Below are 20,514 nucleotides of genomic sequence, written 5' to 3'. Positions count from 1 at the left end.
CGCAGCGGCGCGTCGCCGCGTGCCCTTTACGTCATTGTCGCCATGCGCAAATCTAGGCGCCAAAGTCAGAACAAGCGCCGGCCGGGCCGTGCGCCGAACGGGAGACGACCGATGAACAAGCCTCTGTCCGGAGACCCCTCGCGTGGCGCGCACGCCTTTACCGGGCGGGTCGAGGACGAGCCGCTGCTGCGCGGCGCCGGCCAGTTCGGCGACGACCGGCGGCCGGAGGGCGCGCTGGCCGCGGCTTTCGCGCGCTCGCCGCATGGCCATGCCAAAATCAACCGCGTCGATGTCAGCGCGGCGAAGGGCATGCCCGGCGTGATCGCGGTCTATACGGCGGCCGATCTTGAAGCCGCTCATTATCATTCGGTGACGCACGCCCATCCGATCCCCGGCCGCAACGGTGCGATGCCGGTGTCGCCGCACCGCCCGGTGCTGGCCGGCGAGCGCGTCATGCATGTCGGCGAGCCGGTGGCGATGGTGGTGGCCAAGACCGCGGCGCAGGCGCAGGACGCCGCCGACGCCATCGCGGTCGATTACGAGGAGTTGCCGGCGGTGGTCGACATGAAGGCGGCGGTCGCGCCCGGCGCGCCGCAGCTTTACCCGGACGTGCCCAACAACACCGTGTACGACTGGACCGCGCCAGCCGATCCGGAGGGCAAGGTCGCCGCCGCGCTGGAGAAGACCTTCAAGGAGGCCGCGCATGTCGTGACGGTCGAACTCGTCAACCAGCGCCTCGTCGTCGCCTCGCTCGAGCCGCGCACGGTGACGGCAAACTACGACAAGGCGAAGGATATCTTCGAACTGTGGTGCCCGACGCAAGGCTTCCAGAGCGTGCGCATGCAGGCCGCCGCCGCGCTCAACTGCAAGCCGGAGCAGATCCATATCCGCACCGGCGATGTCGGCGGCGCCTTCGGCATGAAGGGCTGGCTCTATCCCGAATACATCGCGACGCTGCATGCGGCGCGCGCGCTCGGCAAGCCGGTGTATTGGGCGTCGTCGCGCTCGGAAGCCTTCCTCACCGACAATCAGGGCCGCGACTCGCTGTGGACCGCGCAGCTCGCGCTCAATTCGCGCGGCCGCTTCCTCGCGCTGCGCGTCGACGGCCTCGGCAATATGGGGGCCTACTTCACCGGCGTTGCGCATTTCGTGGTGACGCTGCACATCTCCGGCTGCCTGCCGACCGTCTACGACATTCCGCTGATGCAGGTGAACAGCCGCTGCATCGTCACCAACATGCTGCCGACCGGCGCCTATCGCGGCGCGGGCCGCCCGGAGGCGAGCTACCTGCTGGAGCGCGTCATCGACGCCGCCGCCGACAAGCTCAACATCGATCCGGCGGAAATCCGCCGCCGCAACATGATCGCGCCGGCGAAAATTCCCTACAAGACCGCGTTCGGCGCGACCTATGACAGCGGCGACTTCCCGGCGATGTTCGAACTCGCGCTGAAGCAGGCCGACTATGCCGGCTTCAAGGAGCGGCGGAAGGCGGCCAAGAAGGAAGGCAAGCTGCGCGGCATCGGGCTCGGCTGCTATCTCGAAATCGCCGGCGCGTTTCCCGAGGAAGCCGCTGCCGTGATGTTCCCAGGCGGCAACAGGATGCAGATCAGCATCGGTGCCGGACCGAGCGGGCAGGGCCATGCCACTGTGTTCGGCCGCGTCGCCGCCGACCGGCTCGGCATCCCGCTCGAGCAGGTCGAGTTGCTGCACGGCGACTCGTTCCGCGATCCGCCGGGATTCGGTGCGGTCGCCTCGCGCTCCGCGATGTATGTCGGCGGCGCAATCGTCAACACCGTCGATGCGCTGATCGCCAAAGGCAAGAAGATCGCCGCCGTGCTGCTGCAGGCCAACGAGGCCGAGGTGCAGTATCAGGACGGTCAGTTCAGCGCCGGCAACCGCAAGATTTCATTGTTCGACGCCGCCGAGCGCGCCAACGAGCTGGTGAAGCAGGGCGTGATTCAAGAAAACATGAACACCAGGGGCAGCGTGAAGGCGCCGCCGTCGTTCCCGAACGGCTGCCATATCGCCGAGGTCGAGATCGACCCGGTGACCGGCGGCGTCGATATCGTCAACTACACGGCGGTCGGCGATTGCGGCAACCTGCTCGACGAAACCATCGTCGAGGGTCAGGTGCATGGCGGCGTCGCGCAAGGCATCGGCCAGGCGCTGATCGAGGACACGATCTATGACGCCGGTGGGCAGCTCTTGTCCGGCTCGTTCATGGATTACGGCATGCCGCGCGCAAGCTCGGTGCCGGCGCTGCACGTCACCCACGCCGCGATTGCCTGCAAGACCAATCCGCTCGGCGTCAAAGGCACCGGCGAGGCCGGCACCACCGCCGCGCCGCCGGCGGTGATGAACGCGGTGCTCGACGCGCTGCCGCCCGGCACCGCGATGGACATGCCGGCGACCCCGGCGCGGATTTGGCGAGCCTTGCAGCAAAAGGCGTCGTAACCGCAGGCGTTGCAACAAAATTAAGCCAAAGTCCCCTAGCATCCAGCGGGTTGGATCGAGGACTTTGCATGACCTTTTGCCTGCGCGTTCTGGGGCTTGCCTTCGCCATTGTGCTGGCCGGCTGTGCCGACACCTACAAGCCGCCGGAACAGCCGAGCTTCTATCGCAGCCTCGCGCAGCCTGGCGCGCAGCTCGACGCCGCCGCGGCGGCCTCGATGATCTCCGGCTATCGCGCCAACAACGGCCTGCCGGCGGTGACGCTCGACACGTCGCTGATGCAGCTTGCGCAGGCGCAGGCGAGCGAGATGGCGCGCCGCGACAAGCTCGATCACGATGTGCGCAAGCCGTTCGTCACGCGGCTGAAGGCGTCGGGCTATGACGCGAAGACCGCGGCGGAGAATATCGGCGCCGGCTATCACACGCTTGCGGAGGCGTTCTCCGGCTGGCGCGATTCGCCCTCACACAAGAAGAACATGCTGCTCAAAGGCGCGACCCGCATCGGCATCGCCGCGGTCTACACGCCGGCCTCGAAATACAAGGTCTACTGGGCGCTGATCCTCGCCGAGCCGGACGACCGCAAGGGCTGAGTCTTTCGTCATGGCCGGGCTTGTCCCGGCCATCCACGTCTTTCTTGCTGTTCTGTCGCTAAGACGTGGATGCCCGGCACAGGGCCGGGCATGACAGCGTTTGGACTCTCAAGGGCAAAGCACTGGACCTCGCCGCCGCAGGCTCCTAACGTCCGCCCGCCATGCCGGGTTCATCTGCCGCGCGCGACTACGACGCGCTTTATCGTCAGTTCCGCTGGAACGTCCCCGAGCGCTACAACATCGGGGTGGATGTCTGCGACCGCTGGGCGGCCGTCGATCCCGGCCGGCTCGCGATCCTGCAGGTCCATCCCGACGGCGGCGCCGACCGCGTCACCTATGGCTGGCTGCGCGAGACCTCGAACCGGCTCGCCAATGTGTTGCGCGCGCAGGGCGTGCGGCGTGGCGACCGCGTCGCGATCTTCCTGCCGCAGTCGCCGGAAGTCGCCGCGATCCATGTCGCGATCTACAAGCTCGCCGCCGTCGCGCTTCCGGTCGCGATGCTGTTCGGGCCGGACGCGCTGCTCTATCGCCTGCAGAATTCCGGCGCGCGGGCGCTCGTCACCAACAAGGCGGGGCTCGCCAAGCTTGGCGAGGTTCGCGACCAGATCGTGGACCTCGCCTGTGTCGTCAATATCGACGGCGCGGCTGACGGCGCGCTGGGCTTCGCCGACGAACTCTCCCGCGCGTCATCGGATTTCACGCCGGAGGATACCTCCGCCGAAGACCCGGCGATGATGATCTACACCTCCGGCACGACAGGCCAGCCGAAGGGCGCGCTGCATGCGCATCGCGTGCTGCTCGGCCACCTGCCGGGCGCCGAGCTGCCGCATCATCCGTTCCCGCAACCGGGCGATTCCTACTGGACGCCGGCGGACTGGGCCTGGGCCGGCGGCCTGCTCGACGTTCTGCTGCCGAGCCTGCACCACGGCGTGCCGGTGGTGGCGCGGCGTTTCGACAAGTTCGACCCGGAAGAAGCCTTCGTGCTGATAGCGAAGCACGGCGTGCGCAACGCCTTCATCCCGCCGACGGCTTTGCGGATGATGCGTGCGGTGCCGAGCCCGCGCGGCCGGCATGACCTGAAGCTGCGCACCGTCGCCTCGGGCGGCGAGTCGCTCGGCATCGAGGCGCTGGAATGGGGCCGCGAGGCGTTCGGCCTCACCATCAACGAGTTCTACGGGCAGACCGAGTGCAATCTCGTGCTCGGCTCCTGCGCGGACCTCGGCGCATTCAAGGCCGGGGCGATCGGCAAGGCGGTGCCTGGCCATGTCGTCGCGGTGATCGACGCGGATGGCAATGCGGTCAAGGCCGGCGCGGTGGGGCAGATCGCCGTGAAGCGGCCGGATCCGGTGATGTTCCTCGAATATTGGGGCAAGCCGGACGCGACGCGCAGCAAATTCATCGGCGACTGGATGACGACCGGCGACCAGGGCGTGATGGACGAGGAGGGCTATATCAGCTTCGTCGGCCGCGACGACGACGTGATCACCTCGGCGGGCTTCCGCATCGGCCCCGGTGAGATCGAGGACTGTCTCATTCGTCACCCGGCTGTGGCGCTCGCCGCCGCCGTCGGCAAGCCGGATGCGATCCGCACCGAGATCGTCAAAGCCTTCGTGGTGCTGAAAAAGGACTTCGCGCCGTCCGAGGCGCTCGCCGCCGAGATTCAGGGCTTCGTCAGGACGCGGCTGTCGGCGCACGAATATCCGCGCGAGATCGCCTTCATCGAGCAGATGCCGATGACCACCACCGGCAAGATCATCCGCCGCGCGCTGCGCGAGCAGGCTTAACGGGTCTTCCCGCCGAGGACGAAGGCGTGGATGCCCAGCCGCTGCCGCGTCACGATGTAGAGCAACGCCGATTCCGCGACCAGCGCAAAGCTCAGCGATACCGCCGCGCCCTCGATGCCGAAGCGCGGGATCAGCAGCAGGCAGCCGGCAAGATTGACGACGAAGGCGCCGGCATAGATCGCCGCGCAGATGTTCTGCTGGCCGAGCATGTTCAGCAGCCGCTCCGCCGGGCCGATCGAGGCGCGCGCCAGCATGCCGATCGCGAGAATGAACATCACCGGATAGGCGGCGGTGAAGCTCTTGCCGAACAGCGCGAGCAGCGGCCAGCCGAAGGCGAGGATGCCGGCGCTCGCCGCGAGCGAGGGCCAGAAGGTCCAGCGCACGGTGCTGGTGAAGAACGCGCCGAGCCGCTCGCGGTCGCCGGCGACATGATACTCGGTGAACTTGTGCGTGGTCGCCCCCGCGATGGCGAAATAGACGAAGGCGACGATGGCGAGGATGCGCGCGGCGGCATAATACGCCGCGACCTCGTCCGGGTTGCGGAAGTGCTCGAGCGCGAGAATGTCGACATAAGTGAGCAGCAGGTAGAACGCCTCGACCATGAAGATCGGCAGCGAGGTTTTCACCCACAGCTTCGGTTCGTAGCGGCGCGGCCCGGCCGGCACCTTGCCGCGCAAGCCGCGATACAGCACCGCGGATTGCCCGAAGGTCACCGCCCAGGTCGCGGCGACGGCGATGATCATCGTCGTCACCGCGTCGGTCGCGTAGCCGCAAAGCCAGACGACGCCGACCGCGGCGGTGATCGCGAGCTGCCGCCAGATATAGAACGGCATCAGCGCGAGATTCTGCCAGTCGTAGCTCTGTGCGATGCCGGACTGCACCTGCACCAGTCCGTAGATCGGAATGGTCGCGCAGGCGAGAAACAGCGGAACGATGGTGTAGTCGTTGAGCCAGGGGCGCAGGCCCAGCACGATCAGCGCGCCCGCCGCGCCGATCAGCGTGGCGATGCCGAAGGCGAGCCAGCAGCTTCCGATCAGGAAGCCGCGCAGATTGTCGAAGGCCTGCTTCGCCGCGTATTCGGGAATGAAGCGCCGCGCGGCGCTGGAGAGGCCGAGGTCGGACAGCGCGCCGATCATCAGCACCCAAGTCCAGACATAAATGAAGATGCCGAACTCATGCGCGCCCATCCAGCGCGCCAACAGCACCTGCGAGGCGAGCGCGAGCACCGCGCTGCCGACGCGCACGAGGAACGCCGTGCCAGCCATTTTCTGCGCGATGCGGTTGTCGCTGCGATCGGCGAGGATCGCGCGCACGCGGCCGATCAGCGCGCTGAGCGAGAGCATCGGCCGTGCGGTGGGGCTGGGCTGGTCGATCGAGGTCACGTCGCCAACTTGGCAACAAGGCGTTAAGAATCGGTTGGGTGATGCGGGATGTGCCGGTTAATGGCGGGTTTTCGCGCCTCAGAGCGCCGCGGCGCTCTTCAGGATCGCCTCGACCGCCTTGCGGCTTTCGGCCGACAGCGGCTCCTGCGGCGGCACCGGATCGCCGACCGCGTAGCCCTGAATTTCCAGCCCCGCCTTGATGCAGGCGGCGAGGTTGAACTTCGCGAAGGCCTCGTTCATCTGCCACAGCTTGCGTTGCAGCGTCATCGCCTCGTCCCATCGCCCGGCGCGGCAGAGATCGTAGAGCGTCACGCTCTGGCGCGGGATCACGCAGGCCGGTCCCGCCATCCAGCCGACGCCGCCGATCATCATCACCGCCGCCGGGATATGCGCTGAGGCCGCAAACACATCGAGATCGGGACAGCGATTGCGGATCGACAGCAGCCGTCCGGTGTTGGTCGAGGCGTCCTTGATCGCGACGATGCGCGGATGAGCCGCAAGCTTCGCGATGACATCGAGTGTCAGATCGCTGCGCTGGAAATTCGGATTAGTGTACATCACCACCGGAATATCGACGGCGTCGGCGATGGCGCGGAAATAGCTTTCGACCTGCGCATCCTTCAGCGGAAAATACGCTTCGAGAATGGCGAGGATGCCGTCGGCGCCGAGTGCCTGCCACTCGCGCGCCTGCGCCACCGCGTCGGCGGTCGAAGTGGAGGCGACGCCGGCCACCACCGGCACGCGCTTTGCCGTCGCTTCGATGGTTGTGCGTACCACGGCGCGGCGCTGCTCGCGGTCGAGATAGGCGAACTCGCCGGTCGAGCCGAGCGGCGTCACGCCATGCACGCCGGCCTTGACGAGATCGTCGGTCAGCCGCGCCAGCACGCCGGTTTTGATCCTGCCGCCGGCATCGGCCGGCGAGACGAGATAGGGAAAGACGCCGTGCAGCTTTGCCATCAGAAGATCCACAGGTCCTTGGCCGGCAGCTCGATGAAGTAGTTGCCGCTGCGCAGCCGCTCGGCGGCGCGCGCGCGCAGCGTGAGGTTGCCGCGCGAGAACACAATCTCCCAGCGTTCGCCCATGTACATTTGCGCGGACACCGTCATCGGCAGGCGGTTCGGTCCGGGCGCATCGGCGATGCGCACGCGCTCGAGCCGGATCACGCCGGTGACCAGCGCGCCGGCGTCGGCGTCGGTGCGCAGGATGCCGGTCAGCCGGTGGCCGTCGACGTCGATCGCGGCCTCCATGCCGGTGTTTTCCACCAGCGTCGCGGGCAGGCTGTTGTTGCTGCCGAGAAACTCGGCGGCGAACAGCGTGCGCGGTCCGTTGTACAACTCGTTCGCGGTGCCGGATTGCTCGACCGTGCCGTCGTTGAGCAGCGCGATGCCGTCGGCCACCGCCATCGCCTCGGTCTGGTCGTGGGTGACGCAGAGCGCGGAGAGATTGAGTGAGCCGATCAATTGCCGCAGCCACAGCCGCGCGTCCTCGCGCAGCTTGGTGTCGAGATTGGACAACGGCTCGTCGAGCAGCAGCAGCCCCGGCTCGTAGACCAGCGCGCGCGCGAGCGCGACCCGCTGCTGCTGGCCGCCGGACAACTGATGCGGATAGCGCGCGCTCAAGCCGCCGAGGCCGAGCCGCGACAGCGTCGTCTCGACGCGCTCCCTGATCTCCGCCTTGCCGATGCGGCGGAGCGTCAGGCCATAAGCGATGTTGTCGAACACCGTGCGGTGCGGCCACAGTGCGTAGGACTGGAACACGAGGCCGAGGCCGCGTTGTTCCGCCGGCATGTCGATGCCCCGCGCGGCGTCGAACAACACGCGCTCGCCGATCCGGATCGAACCGGCGTGTGGCGCCTCGAGGCCGGCGACTGCGCGCAAGAGCGTGGTCTTGCCGCTGCCGGAGGGGCCGAGCAGGGCGGTGATCTTGCCGCGCGGCACGGTGAGCGAGACACCCTTGAGGATGTCGTGGTCGCCGAGCCGCAGCCGGAGGTCTTCAATGACGAGGTCGGACATTCGGGGTCATGCTGTAACGCAGGGCGGCGCGCCTCGCTAGTGCGGGCCTAGCCCGCAAATCCGCCCTCGTCGAGAAAGGCCTGTTCCTCCGGCGTGGTGGCGCGGCCGAGCGCCTTGTTCCGGTGCGGGAAGCGGCCGAAGCGGCGGATGATGTCGGCGTGGAGTTTCGCCCATTTCAGGCCGTCGTCGTCGCCGGCCGCCGCAAACAGCCGCATCGCCAGTTCCTGGTCGGCCATGTCCTCGGAATGCTCGAACGGCAGGAAGAAGAACGAGCGCATGCCGGGGATCGCGGCGTCGAAGCCGCGCGTCAGCGCGCGCGCCGCGATGCCGCGGGCTTTCTCGTCGGCGGCGAAGGCATGGGCGTCGTTGCGGAACATGTTGCGGGAGAACTGGTCGAGCAGCAGCAGCAGCGCGAGCGCGCCTTCCGCCGTCGCCTCCCAGCCGTCGAGCTTGCCGGCGGCGGCCGCCTCGTGCGCGGCGAGAAAGCGCGTGCGCAGTTCGGCGTCGAAGTTCTCGTCCTTCTTGAACCATTTGTCCGGGCCGGCGTCGCGCCAGAACGCGACGATCTCGGCGGGCGTGACGGCAGCCTGCGGGTTCGTCATGACGCCTTCGCCACTTCCTCGTCGCGCAGCGCGCGGCGCAGGATCTTGCCGACATTGGTCTTGGGCAATTCGTCGCGGAATTCGATATGGCGCGGCACCTTGTAGGGCGTCAGCCGCGCGGCGAGAAAGGCGTGCAGCGCCTGCTCGGTCAGGCCCGGGTCCTTGCGCACGGCAAACAGCTTCACCGCCTCGCCGGAATGTTCGTCCGGCACGCCGACGCAGGCCGCCTCCAGCAATCCGCCGTTCTGCATCGCGACGTCCTCGACCTCGTTCGGGAATACCTTGAAGCCCGATACGGCGATCATGTCCTTCTTGCGGTCGACGATGCGCACGCGGCCCTGCTCGTCCATGATGCCGATGTCGCCGGTGCGGAAATATCCGTCCGCGCTCATCACCTTCGCGGTTTCGTCGGGCCGTTGCCAGTAGCCGGGCATCACCTGCGGCCCGCGCGCGCAGATTTCGCCGCGCTCGCCCTGCGGCACGTCGCGGTTGTCGTCGTCGCGGATCGCGATCTCGGTCGAGGGCAGCGGGAAGCCGATGGTGCCGGTCCATTCCGGAATGTCGCCGCGGTTGCAGGTCAGCACCGGCGACGTCTCGGACAGGCCGTAGCCTTCGATGATTGGCTTGCCGGTCGCCTTCACCCAGTTGTCCGCCACCGCCTTCTGCACCGCCATGCCGCCGGCGACCGCGGCGCGCAAGTCGCTCCAGTCGATCCTGCCGAAGTCGCGATGGTGCAGCAGCGCGTTGTAGAGCGTGTTGACCGCCGGGAACATATGCACCTTGCAGCCGCTCATGTCCTTGATGACCGCCGGCAGGTCGCGCGGATTGGGGATCAAGAGGCACATGCCGCCGGTGCGCAGGCCGAGCAGGAAACAGGCCGTCAGCGCGAAGATATGATAAAGCGGCAGCGCCGCGACGATGATGAGGCCGCGTTCGGCGTCGCCCGGCCGCAACAGCGGCCGCAGCCAGGCTTCGACCTGCAGGGCGTTGGCGGCGAGATTGCGATGCAGCAGCGTCGCGCCCTTCGGCACGCCGGTGGTGCCGCCGGTATATTGCAGGAAGGCGATGTCGTCGGGGCCGATCTTCGGGTCGGTCAGCGTTTTTGTCTTGCCGGTCGCGATCGCGTCGTTGAAGCGCGTGGCGTGCGGCAGCGTATAGGCCGGCACCATGTGCTTGACGTGCCGCACCACCAGATTGACCAGCGCGCCCTTCAGCGTGCCGAGCATGTCGCCGAGGCTGGCGACCACGACGTGCTTCACCGCGGTCTTCGGCAGCGCCTGCTGCAGCTCGACGGCGAAATTCTCCAGCACGACGATGGCTTGCGCGCCGGAATCCGTCAGTTGCGTTTCAAGCTCGTGCGCCTTGTAGAGCGGGTTGATGTTCACCGCGACGAAGCCGGCGCGCAGAATGCCGGCGATCGCCATCGCATATTGCGGCATGTTCGGCATCATGATGCCGACGCGGGCGCCGCGCGGCAGGCCGCAAGCCTGCAGGAACGCGCCGAAGGCGCGCGAGGCCGTGTCGATCTCGCCATAGGTCAGCCGCTTGCCCATGAAGGAGACGGCCGGGCGGTCGGGGAACGCGCGGAAGCTCTGCTCCAGAACGGCTGTCAGCGTCGGCGCGGCCGACGGCTCGATCTCGGCCGGCACGCCCTGCGGATAATGCTTGAGCCAGATCCGGTCCATGATCCGGTTTTGAACCGCTTGATGTGTCGTGGCCGAATCGCCGGCCAGCCCCTCGGACGTTCCGGCAACCATCGGCGGGAATGCGCGCGGGCGCAAGAGAGCGAAAAGAGAGCGGGCGGCGGCGGAACCGCGCGGGTGCGTCAGCGATGCGCGCCGCCGAACGGCACCAGCGGATTGTCGGTGAGCGCGGCGGCGTCCGGCCGGTCCGGCGCAATGGAGCCGAGGATGGCGCCGAACAGCTCCTGCATTTTCTGCTCGGGCAGGTCGCGGGTGATGAAGACCAGCCGCGTGCGGCGGTCGTCGTCGGGCCAGCTTTCCAGGTAGGTGAACGGGTGGAAAACATGCTGCACTGCATGAATGACCAGCGGTTTCTCCGGCTGGTCGGCGAGCTGCACGATGCCCTTGAGCCGCAGCAGGTTCTCGCCGTGCATCGAGCGCAGCAAGTCGAGGAAAATGTGGAAGGTGCCGGCCGGGATCGCCGTCTCGGTCGCGAGCGTAAAGGCGCGGATGCGCTCGTCGTGGCGGTTCGGGTCGTGGTGGTGATGGCCGTGATGGTGGTGGCCGCGATGCGCAGCCTCCTTGGCCTCCGCATAGGCTTCTTCGGCGAGCCAGCGCTTCACGTCCGGGATCTTGCGCGCGGGATCGTACAGCCCGCAGCCGAGCAGATTGGCCGGCGTCGCTTCGCCCTTCGCGGCGTCGAGGATGCGCGCGGCCGGATTGAGCGCGCGCAGCCGCGCGGTGAGTGCGTCGCGCTTTGCCGGGTCGGTGACGAGATCGGTCTTGCTGAGCACCAGCCGGTCGGCGACGGCGGCCTGCTTCACCGCCTCCATGTGAGCGTCGAGCGTCGCTTCGCCGTTCACCGCGTCGATCATAGTGACGACGCCGTCGAGCCGGTAACGGATCGCGAGATAGGGATGCATCATCGCGGTGTGCAGCACCGGCGCGGGGTCCGCGAGGCCGGTCGTCTCCAGCATCACGCGCTCGAACGTCACGCGGCCGTTGTCGCGGTTGCGCAGGAGCTGCTCGAGCGCGCTGACGAGGTCGCCACGCATCGTGCAGCACAGGCAGCCGCTCTGCAGCAGCATGATGTTGTCGTCGATATGCTGGACCAGAAGGTGGTCGAGGCCGATCTCGCCGAATTCATTGATGATGACGGCGGTGCCGGCGAGCGCCGGGTCTTTCAGCAGGCGGTTGAGCAGCGTCGTCTTGCCGGCGCCAAGAAAGCCGGTCAGCACCGTCAGTGGAATGGGTTCGGGCGGCCCGCGCCTGGCGTCCGCCGGCGCGCCGCTCATTGCGAGGATTTCTTCTTGGTGTCGGCGCTCGCGGCCTGATGGCCCTTTTTCTTTTTCGCGGTCTTCTTCTTGTGTGGCTTGGCCTTGCTGGCGGCGACGGCCTCGACCTTGTCGGGATTGTTGGCCGGGCCGGTATAGACGGTGATGGTCTCGCCGACATGGGTTGCGGCGGGCAGCACATATTTTTCGGTCGCGGCCTTGGTGCCGGCGAAGCCGAGCGCCTGCGATGACGCCGGGTCGCCCGCATTGGCTTCCTGCTCGTCATTGTCTTCCGACGGCGGCTTGCGGCGATGGCCGCCGCACATTTCGTCGCGCAGGTTCGGCGGCTGGGCGTCCACCGGCACCAGCGCCTCGACATTGCCGAGCGAGGGCGTCAGCCACGACAGGCCGGCGCTGTTGAAGCCGCGCTCGAGCAGCGTCGCCGCTTTCTGCGCGCGGACCGCCGAGGAATAGGAGCCGAGGATGACGGCGATCAGCCGCTTGCCGTTGCGCGTGGCCGAGGCGACGAGGTTGAAGCCGGAGGCGCAGATGAAGCCGGTCTTCATGCCGTCGGCGCCGGGATAGCGGTCGATCAGCGTGTTGTAGTTGCGGAACGTCCGCTTGCCGTAGCGGATCGCGGAAATGTGCCAGTAGGAATCGTATTGCGGGAATTCGCGGATCAGCGCGCGCGCCACCAGCGCGAGATCGCGCGCCGAGGTGATCTGCTCTTCCGCCGGCAAGCCGTTCGGATTGACGTAATGCGTTTGCGTCATGCCGAGCCGGCGCGCATTGGCGTTCATCTGGTCGGCGAAGCCTGAGATCGAACCGCCGACACCTTCCGCGAGCACAACGGCGATGTCGTTGGCCGATTTCACCATCAGCATCTTCAGCGCGTTGTCGACGGTGACGGTGGTGCCTTCCCTGAAACCCATCTTGGTCGGCTGCTGCGCGACCGCGTTGCGCGACACGGTGAGCAGCGTGTCGAGCCTGATGCGGCCTTCCTTCACCGCGCGCAGCGTGGTGTAGGCGGTCATCAGTTTGGTGACCGAGGCCGGATACCACGGATAGGTCGCGTTCTCGGCGTAGAGCACCTTGCCGGTGTCGGCATCGACCAGCAGTTGCGCCTCGGCATGGGCGCGGCTTGCCCCGGTCAGGGCGAGCGCCACGATGGCGGCTGCGGCAGGTAAAAGGTTACGGAGGCGGTGTTTCGGCGCAGAAGTCACAATCGATGATCCGCTTGATGGTTCGGCCGCAAACCCCAGGTCCCGCAGGCCGGCGCGTTAAACTACCCAAGCGCGGCCCCGCAGGCAAAGCCACAGGGTGCCGGGCTTGTGTTAAGGTTGCTCCGTCGCTCCCCCTTCCGTTACCTATGAAAGCGACCGAATTTCGACAGGGAGACGTTTATGACCGCCTGTATCGTCGGCTGGGCCCATACTCCGTTCGGAAAACTGAGCGGCGAGACGGTGGAAAGCCTGATCGTTCGCGTGGCCGGGCAGGCGCTGGCGGATGCCGGGGTCGCCGCCGCCGATGTCGACGAAATCGTGCTGGGGCACTTTAACGCAGGGTTTTCGCCGCAGGATTTCACGGCGGCGCTGGTTTTGCAGGCGTCGCCGGACCTGCGCTTCAAGCGCGCCACCCGCGTCGAGAACGCCTGCGCCACGGGTTCCGCGGCGGTCCATCAGGCGCTGAAATCGATCGAGGCGCGCGCCTCGCGCGTCGTGCTGGTGGTCGGCGTCGAGCAGATGACCGCGACGCCGGGGCCTGAAATCGGCAAAAATCTGCTCAAGGCGTCCTATGTGCGCGAGGAGGCCGATATCGAGGGCGGCTTCGCCGGTATTTTCGGCAAGATCGCCGGGCTGTATTTCCAGAAATATGGCGACCAGTCCGACGCGCTGGCGATGATCGCGGCGAAGAACCACAAGAACGGCGTCGGCAACCCGTTCGCGCAGATGCGCAAGGATCTCGGCTACGAGTTCTGCCGCACCGAAAGCGAGAAGAACCCGTTCGTCGCCGGTCCCTTGAAGCGTACCGACTGCTCGCTCGTCTCCGACGGCGCCGCCGCGGTCGTGATCGCGGATGTCGAGACGGCGCTGCGGCTCAACAAGGCGGTGGCGTTCCGCTCGGCCGCGCATGTGCAGGACTTCCTGCCGATGTCGAAGCGCGACATTCTCAAGTTCGAGGGTTGCAGTCTCGCCTGGAAGCAGGCGCTGGCGAAGGCGGGGCTTTCGCTCGGCGATCTCTCCTTCGTCGAGACGCATGATTGCTTCACGGTTGCGGAACTCATCGAATACGAGGCGATGGGCCTTGTGCCGGAAGGTCAGGGCGCGCGCGCCATCAAGGAAGGCTGGACCGCGAAGGACGGCAAGCTGCCGGTCAATCCGTCCGGCGGCCTCAAGGCCAAGGGTCATCCGATCGGCGCCACCGGCGTCTCGATGCATGTGATGACGGCGATGCAGCTCGTGGGCGACGCCGGCGAGTTGCAGCTGCGGAACCCGAAGCTCGGCGGTATTTTCAATATGGGCGGTGCTGCGGTTGCGAATTACGTCAGCATCCTCGAGCGCATCAAATAGGCGCGCGGCCGCACATATCACGTCTTGCGATGACCTATTTTGCGGCGGTGGCGCGTGGAGCGGCATCGCCGCGAAAACGCAGCTGAACGACCGCAAACGGGGCCGGATCGCTGCGCGCGTCTGCGCGCGCCACGCGCATCCCGCGTCGTCATGCGCATTTGCGCAGGGCGCACCCGCATAACGCATAAATTGCCGTCGCTCGGTATTGTGCTAAGTTTTATTCGAGAATCGCGTGCCACGAGCTTCGCTTCCAGGCACCCAATTGGCGGGAGCAAGTCGCGCATGACCAATATTCCGACCGATTTGTTGCGTACTCTTGTTGCAGTCTACGATCTGAAAAGTTTTACGCGCGCCGCGCGAATGCTCGGCGTCACCCAGCCGGCGGTCAGCGCACAGATCAAGCGGCTGCAGTTCCTGCTCGGCACCGAGATTTTCGATCGGACCAATCCCGGCGTCAGTCTCACCAAATACGGCGAAGAGGTCGTCCATCACTCGCGCCGCATGCTGGCGATCAACGACGAGATTCTCTCGGCGGCCGCCGCGCCGCCGCGCCCCAAGCAGATTCGCATCGGCCTGCCGGGCGATCTGTCCGGCCCGATGCTGCCTTGGGCTTTCGCAAAGTTCCGCAAGAAACATCCCGGTTACAGCTATCATTCGCGCTCCGGCTCGAAGTCGAAGCTGTTCGAGGAACTGCGCGCCGGCGATCTCGACATCATGGTGGCGATGTCGTGGGAGCAGCCGGACGATGCGCGGCACTTCTGGAAAGACCAGCTGGTCTGGGTGCGCAGCGGCGCGACCTGGATCGATCCGGCCGGCCCGGTGCCGCTGCTCGCCTTCAGCGGCGAGTGCATGTGTTACCGCGCGGCGACCGAGGCGCTCGCCAGGATCGGCCGCGAGTCGCAATTGATGATGACGTCATCGACCTTCCTGTCGCTGTCGTCGGGGGTCGATGCCGGTCTCGGCACGCTGGTGATGACGCGCGGCCGGGTGCGCATGACGCAGATGCAGATCTGGCACGATGCGCCGCTGCCGGCGCTGCCGGAGGTTTTTACCGGCATCTATGTCCGCGACGGCGCCGAGACCGCGCCGCTTCTCGACTTCGCCGACGATCTGGTGCCGATGCTGCGGCCGCGTCCGGAAACGGTGAGCGAGCCGGGCGAGGTGCAGCGGTCGCTGCGGGTTGCCTTCGACAAGGCCGAGACGATCGGCCGCCAGCAGGCGCGCGGGGCGTAGCACACCAAAGCGACGTCACCCTGAGGTGTGAGCCGCGAAGCGGCGAACCTCGAAGGGCGACGGCGCGAATGTCATCCTTCGAGGCTCCCCGGCTTCGCCGGGTCGCACCTCAGGATGACGCCCAGTCAGTTGGCCTTGCGCTCGGCGTCGGGCGGCAGGAATGACGCGTCGAAGATGTCACCGGGCTTCGGCTTCGTGTTCCTGAACTTGTAGGCAATCTCGAGCTGGTCGATCGCCCTGGCGAAGCGCGCCTCGTCGATCCCGCCGTAGCCGTTCGCCTTCACCTCCGGCGTCACGATGTTGTCGCGGATCGCCATGACGAGCCGTTCGGTCTCGGTGTCCTTGCTGGCGAGATCGCTGCGCTTGAGCACCGGCTCGATCGCCGCGGCGGGCGCCCGCACGGTTTCCTTGAGCGCGCGGGTGAAGGCCTTCAGGAAACCCTTCACCGCGTCGGGATGATCGGCGGCGAATTTCGGATTGACGAAGATCGCGTTGCCGTAAAGCGCGACGCCGTGGTCGGCCATCAGCAGCACCGCGATGTCGTTCATCGGCGCGCCCTTGGCCTTCAGGTTGACGTAAGCGGAAAACGACCGGCCGGTGATGGCGTCGACCTGGCCTGCCGCCAGCATCGGCTCGCGCACGGGCAGGCCGACATGCTCGATGGTGACCTTCGAAGTGTCGATACCGTTGACCTGAGCGAAAATCGGCCATTGCGCATAGGCGATGTCGGCGGCCGGCGCACCGATTGTCTTGCCTTCGAGATCCTTCGGCGTCGCGATGCCGCGGCTCCTGCGGCCGAGGATCGCGAAGGGTGGGCGGTTGTACACCATGAACACCGCCATCATCGGCACTTTCGGATTGGCGTCGCGGAACTTGATCAGCGCGTTGATGTCGCTGAATCCGATGTCGTAGGCGCCCGACGCGACGCGCGCGATCGGCTCCGGCGGCCCCGCGGACGGGTCGATCGCGACATTGAGCCCTTGCGCCTTGTAGTAGCCCTTGTCGAGCGCGAGCAGGAACGGCGCGACCGGGCCTTCAATCCTGGAGTCGAGACTGAGCCGGACATTGGTTTCCGCGGCGGCCGTTCCGCCGACGAGCGCGCTTGCGATCGTGGTGGCCATGAGGAGGCCGGCAGCGGTTTGGCGCAGGCTCCGAATGTTCATGATCGCCTGGATACTCGTCACTGCTCACCGGCGCTTGTCGTTGCGGCCGCACAATCAGCAAAGCTCATTGAAATCAGCAAAGATCATGATGTCGCAAAGCGCAAGCCAAGCCGCCGTGACCGGATGCGACATGGTAGCCGCTCCTGCGTTTAATCTTAACGCGCGTCGTCGCATCCGCGCGCGGCGGGGCGCGCTGTCGCCGTCATGTCGCCGCCGCTGCGTCGCCGGTCCGCCGCCGGCGTGCCGCCGGCGCGCCATTCTCGCGGGCTCGCGCGTTCACCGGCGCGGGCCGGGACACCCGCCTTGGTTCCCCTCAAATCCCATTGATTTCATGGGCTTGGACGGCCTTTCGGCGCCAGCCTGGCGGGCTTTAACGAATTTGCGGGGCTGTTCCGCTAGCATTACCGCATGGCTGATTCGGTCGCGCGGCTCTACGACGCGGTGTGCGCTTCGCGCAAAGGCGATCCGGCGACATCGCGGACCGCGCGCCTGTTGCGGTCCGGACGCGCCAAGATGGCGAAGAAGCTTGCCGAGGAGGCGGTCGAAGTCGTCATCGATGCGATGGCCGACGAGCCAGAGGCCGTCATCCGCGAAAGCGCCGACCTCATTTACAACCTTGTCGTGCTGTGGGTCGCCGCCGGCGTCGAGCCGGAACAGGTCTGGGCGGAAATGCGCCGTCGCGAGCGGATGTTCGGCATCGCCGAAAAACTTCCGAAAAACCTCCCGGAATCCGCCGTCCGCCGCAAGGTCGTGCCGATCGACCGCCGCCGCCTCAACAAAAGCCGGTCGTCCAAGGCCGGCTGACGTGAGGTCTGGCGGATTTAAGGTCCGCCTGATTTAACGTCCTCGCTCATTTCCGTCACACATCCCGTATAAGACCACCACGATGACCGACCAGGCGGCCGCTCCCAGATCCTTGCTGCATCGCTTGTACGCCTGGTGCATGGCGCAGGCCGACAAGCGCCATTCGTTCTGGACCATCGGCGCGGTGTCCTTCGCCGAAAGCTCGGTGTTCCCGATCCCGCCCGACGTCATGCTGATCCCGATGTCGCTTGCGCGGCCGGATCGCGCCTATGTGCTGGCGGCGTGGTGCACGCTGACCTCGGTGCTCGGCGGGATGGTCGGCTATGCGATCGGCGCGCTGCTCTATGACTCGGTCGGACAGTGGCTCATTGCGCTCTATGGCTACGCCGACAAGGTCGAGTCGTTCCGCCATGCCTATGCGGAATGGGGCGCCTGGATCATCCTGCTCAAGGGCCTGACGCCGATCCCCTACAAGGTGGTCACCATCACCTCCGGCTTTGCCGGCTACAATCTGGCGCTGTTCATCCTGTTTTCGGTGATCGCCCGCGCCGGGCGGTTTTTCCTGCTGGCTTTCCTGCTGCACCGCTTCGGGCCGCAGGCCCGCGATATCATCGAGCGCCGGCTCGGCCTGTGGGTCACGCTCGGGGCCGTCGTGGTGATCGGCGGGCTGATCGCCTCCGCATATTTGATATAGCGGCATCGCGCCGCGATTTCGCCGCCGCGCGACATAGGCTATTGTACGGCCGGTCCGTTGATTTGCGCCGGTCGCGCACCAGCCGGGTTTGCGCCGCGATGAATGCCGCCGCCGATACCAAGACAGCGAAGCGCCGCGTGACGGCGCATGGCAGCCGCGTGCTGTTGTGCGCCGCGCTGGTCACCGCCTGTGCGGCTTCGGTCGCCGCGCAGGAGCAGCATCGCCAGAAACCGGGCGAGCCGCCCGGCGTGTTCGAGTCGGTCGGCCGCTGGTTCGACGAAGCATGGTCGTCGCTCGGATCGAATTTCAGCAGCGCGCGGTCGCGGGTCGACAATTTCGGCGACGAGGCCGGCGAGGCGGCGCGCGCGACCGCCAATGCGGCGAAGGACGCCGCTGGCGCCGTGGCGCGGCTGCCGACCGCGCGCGTGGTCAAGGGCCATCAGAACTGCGTCATCGCCGCCAACGGCGCGCCGGATTGTGGCGTCGCCGCCGCCGCGCTGTGCAAGGCCAAGGGCTTCAACGGCGGCAGGAGCGTCGACATCACCTCCGCGGAGGAATGTCCGGCCCCGGTGATGCTCGGCCGCCGCGAGGCCAAGCCCGGCGAATGCCGGACCGTGACCTTCGTCACCAGCGCGTTCTGCCAGTAGGCGAATTCATCTCGATTGAATCGCAACTCCTCATCTGTCATGCCCCGCGAAGGCGGGGCATCCAGTATACGACTGACATGCTGTGTTTACTGGATCGCCCGACGGAGCCTGTCATCGGGCCGCGCTTGCGCGGGCCCGTTGGCGGGCGATGACGGTCGAGCTTGCCGTTGCACCGCGTCCCGTGTTTGGGTTCCTGTGCACGGAGGAAGCGTCGTGAATCTCCATACCAAACTCCTTGAGCGCGAAGCCGCCGGCAAGCCGGTAACGGTGGCGCTGATCGGCGCCGGCAAGTTCGGCACCATGTTTCTGTCGCAGGCGCGGCTGACGCGCGGCATGCAGGTCGCTGGCGTCGCCGATCTCGATCCCGCCCGCGCGCGCAGCCAGTTGAAGGCAGCCGGCTGGCCGGACGCGAAATATGCCGCCCGCTCGCTCGACGATGCGCTGAAGTCCGGCGGCCTTCATGTGACGGACAATGCCCGTGCGCTGATCGATCATCCCGGCATCGACGTGGTGGTGGAGGCGACCGGCGTGCCGGGCGCCGGGATCGCGCATGCGCTCTCGGCGATCGCCAACGGCAAGCACATCGTCATGGTCAATGTCGAAGCCGATGTCGTCGCCGGCCCGCTGCTGGCGCGCAAGGCGAAAGCGGCCGGCGTCGTCTACAGCCTCGCCTGGGGCGACCAGCCCGCGCTCATTTGCGAGCATGTCGACTGGGCGCGCGCCGCCGGCTTCAAGGTGATCTGCGCCGGCAAGGGCACGCGCTACGAGCCGCATTACCACCGCTCGAACCCGGACAATGTCTGGGACATTCTCGACAAGTATCTGAAGATCGAGGACCGCAACTCGATCAATCCGAAGATGTTCAACTCGTTTGTCGACGGAACGAAATCCGGCATCGAGATGAGCGCGGTGTGCAACGCGACCGGCCTTGTGCCGCAGTCGGCGGGCCTGAGCTTTCCGCCGGCGACGCGGTTCGAACTCGCCGATATCTGCAAGCCGAAGAGCGACGGCGGCGTGCTGGAAAAGGCCGGCGTCACCGAGGTCACCTCATCGGTCTATCGCGACGGCCGCGACGTGCCGCATCATCTGGCGCTCGGCACTTATGTGGTGTTCGAGGGCGAGACCGATTACGCGCGGCGCTGCTTCAAGGAATACGCCATGCTGCCGGACCAGAGCGGCAAATACGCTGCGCTGTACCGGCCGATTCACATGATCGGGCTGGAACTCGGCATCTCGGTCGCCTCCGCCGCGCTGCGCGGCGAACCGACCGGCGCGCCGACCGGCTTCCGCTCCGATGTCGTCGCCACCGCGAAGCGCCCGCTGAAGTCCGGCGAGATGCTGGACGGCGAGGGCGGCTTCTGCGTCTGGGGCAAGCAGCAGCCCGCCGATGTCTCGCTCGCGCACGGCATGCTGCCGCTCGGCCTCGCGCACAACGTCAAGCTCAAGCGCGACATCGCCGAAGGCGAAACGATCGCCTGGGCCGACGTGGCCTTCGACGAAAACGATATCGCGGTGAAGGTGCGCCGTGAGATGGAGGCCGCCTTCGCGCGGCCGAACGAAACGGTCTGACGACACAGCCGCCGGATAAAAGAAAGGCGGCCTCGTGGGCCGCCTTCCGCATTTCAA

Annotated in this window: 17 protein-coding genes; 9 read left to right on the top strand and 8 right to left on the bottom strand. The window is 66.8% G+C overall.

Annotation, left to right across the window (positions count from 1 at the left end; all coding sequences use genetic code 11):
• Positions 1 to 111 precede the first annotated feature (111 nt).
• The 3 genes from AB7F10_RS10325 (at position 112) to AB7F10_RS10315 (ending at position 4,825) form a co-directional block, all read left to right on the top strand.
• On the top strand, positions 112 to 2,454 hold the full coding sequence (locus tag AB7F10_RS10325; protein ID WP_428560448.1) for a xanthine dehydrogenase family protein molybdopterin-binding subunit: 2,343 nt from the start codon (positions 112 to 114) through the stop codon (positions 2,452 to 2,454).
• 68 nt (positions 2,455 to 2,522) lie between these two features.
• The gene (locus tag AB7F10_RS10320) at positions 2,523 to 3,041 is read left to right on the top strand and encodes a CAP domain-containing protein (protein WP_428560445.1); all 519 of its coding nucleotides are present in this window, start codon (positions 2,523 to 2,525) and stop codon (positions 3,039 to 3,041) included.
• A gap of 161 nt (positions 3,042 to 3,202) precedes the next feature.
• Complete coding sequence (locus tag AB7F10_RS10315) at positions 3,203 to 4,825, top strand: acyl-CoA synthetase (RefSeq protein WP_428560443.1); 1,623 nt, start codon at positions 3,203 to 3,205, stop codon at positions 4,823 to 4,825.
• On the opposite strand, the gene AB7F10_RS10310 is transcribed toward AB7F10_RS10315, so the two are convergent.
• From AB7F10_RS10310 to AB7F10_RS10280, 7 genes are all read right to left on the bottom strand, one after another.
• Entirely contained in the window at positions 4,822 to 6,207 is a 1,386-nt protein-coding gene (locus AB7F10_RS10310) for a lipopolysaccharide biosynthesis protein (RefSeq protein ID WP_428560440.1), read from the bottom strand. The two genes, AB7F10_RS10315 and AB7F10_RS10310, sit on opposite strands and share 4 nt — an antisense overlap.
• A 78-nt stretch (positions 6,208 to 6,285) precedes the next feature.
• On the bottom strand, positions 6,286 to 7,164 hold the full coding sequence (locus tag AB7F10_RS10305) for a dihydrodipicolinate synthase family protein (RefSeq protein WP_428560438.1): 879 nt from the start codon (positions 7,162 to 7,164) through the stop codon (positions 6,286 to 6,288).
• Positions 7,164 to 8,219 (bottom strand): ABC transporter ATP-binding protein, encoded by a 1,056-nt coding sequence (locus AB7F10_RS10300; RefSeq protein ID WP_428560435.1) that lies wholly within the window; start codon positions 8,217 to 8,219, stop codon positions 7,164 to 7,166. Before AB7F10_RS10300 ends, AB7F10_RS10305 begins: the two co-directional genes overlap by 1 nt.
• 47 nt (positions 8,220 to 8,266) lie before the next feature.
• Entirely contained in the window at positions 8,267 to 8,821 is a 555-nt protein-coding gene (locus AB7F10_RS10295) for a DUF924 family protein (RefSeq protein WP_428560432.1), read from the bottom strand.
• Positions 8,818 to 10,506: a long-chain-fatty-acid--CoA ligase gene (locus AB7F10_RS10290; RefSeq protein ID WP_428560429.1), complete on the bottom strand. Its 1,689-nt coding sequence runs from the start codon at positions 10,504 to 10,506 to the stop codon at positions 8,818 to 8,820. Before AB7F10_RS10290 ends, AB7F10_RS10295 begins: the two co-directional genes overlap by 4 nt.
• A gap of 140 nt (positions 10,507 to 10,646) precedes the next feature.
• The gene (locus AB7F10_RS10285; RefSeq protein WP_428560426.1) at positions 10,647 to 11,798 is read right to left on the bottom strand and encodes a CobW family GTP-binding protein; all 1,152 of its coding nucleotides are present in this window, start codon (positions 11,796 to 11,798) and stop codon (positions 10,647 to 10,649) included.
• Complete coding sequence (locus AB7F10_RS10280; RefSeq protein ID WP_428560424.1) at positions 11,795 to 12,943, bottom strand: D-alanyl-D-alanine carboxypeptidase family protein; 1,149 nt, start codon at positions 12,941 to 12,943, stop codon at positions 11,795 to 11,797. The genes AB7F10_RS10285 and AB7F10_RS10280 overlap by 4 nt, the downstream gene beginning before the upstream one ends.
• A gap of 237 nt (positions 12,944 to 13,180) precedes the next feature.
• Here AB7F10_RS10280 and AB7F10_RS10275 point away from each other — a divergent pair, with 237 nt between their 5' ends.
• Together AB7F10_RS10275 and AB7F10_RS10270 are read left to right on the top strand one after the other, a co-directional pair.
• Positions 13,181 to 14,347 (top strand): acetyl-CoA acetyltransferase, encoded by a 1,167-nt coding sequence (locus tag AB7F10_RS10275; RefSeq protein ID WP_428560422.1) that lies wholly within the window; start codon positions 13,181 to 13,183, stop codon positions 14,345 to 14,347.
• Between the two features lie 282 nt (positions 14,348 to 14,629).
• On the top strand, positions 14,630 to 15,580 hold the full coding sequence (locus tag AB7F10_RS10270) for a LysR family transcriptional regulator (RefSeq protein WP_428560420.1): 951 nt from the start codon (positions 14,630 to 14,632) through the stop codon (positions 15,578 to 15,580).
• A 125-nt stretch (positions 15,581 to 15,705) separates the two neighbouring features.
• On the opposite strand, the gene AB7F10_RS10265 is transcribed toward AB7F10_RS10270, so the two are convergent.
• A complete protein-coding gene (locus tag AB7F10_RS10265; protein ID WP_428560418.1) occupies positions 15,706 to 16,701 on the bottom strand; it encodes an ABC transporter substrate-binding protein in 996 nt (331 codons plus the stop codon).
• A gap of 450 nt (positions 16,702 to 17,151) precedes the next feature.
• On the opposite strand from AB7F10_RS10265, the gene hisE reads away from it, so the two are divergent.
• From hisE to AB7F10_RS10245, 4 genes are all read left to right on the top strand, one after another.
• Positions 17,152 to 17,547, top strand: coding sequence for a phosphoribosyl-ATP diphosphatase (gene hisE, locus AB7F10_RS10260; RefSeq protein ID WP_428560416.1), 396 nt, complete (start codon positions 17,152 to 17,154; stop codon positions 17,545 to 17,547).
• Positions 17,548 to 17,659: 112 nt separating this feature from the next.
• Positions 17,660 to 18,241, top strand: coding sequence for a YqaA family protein (locus tag AB7F10_RS10255; protein WP_428561549.1), 582 nt, complete (start codon positions 17,660 to 17,662; stop codon positions 18,239 to 18,241).
• Between the two features lie 98 nt (positions 18,242 to 18,339).
• Positions 18,340 to 18,888 carry a hypothetical protein gene (locus tag AB7F10_RS10250; protein WP_428560414.1) on the top strand — a complete coding sequence of 183 codons (549 nt, stop codon included), beginning with the start codon at positions 18,340 to 18,342 and terminating at the stop codon, positions 18,886 to 18,888.
• A 213-nt stretch (positions 18,889 to 19,101) separates the two neighbouring features.
• Complete coding sequence (locus tag AB7F10_RS10245; protein ID WP_428560412.1) at positions 19,102 to 20,457, top strand: NAD(P)H-dependent oxidoreductase; 1,356 nt, start codon at positions 19,102 to 19,104, stop codon at positions 20,455 to 20,457.
• Positions 20,458 to 20,514 lie beyond the last annotated feature (57 nt).

Origin of the sequence: Pseudolabrys sp., from assembly GCF_050250095.1 — a bacterium.
In the GTDB taxonomy this organism is placed as follows: Bacteria; Pseudomonadota; Alphaproteobacteria; order Rhizobiales; family Xanthobacteraceae; genus Pseudolabrys.
The sequence above is the reverse complement of the archived record's forward strand: the minus strand, read 5'-3'. Positions and strand labels throughout refer to the sequence as shown.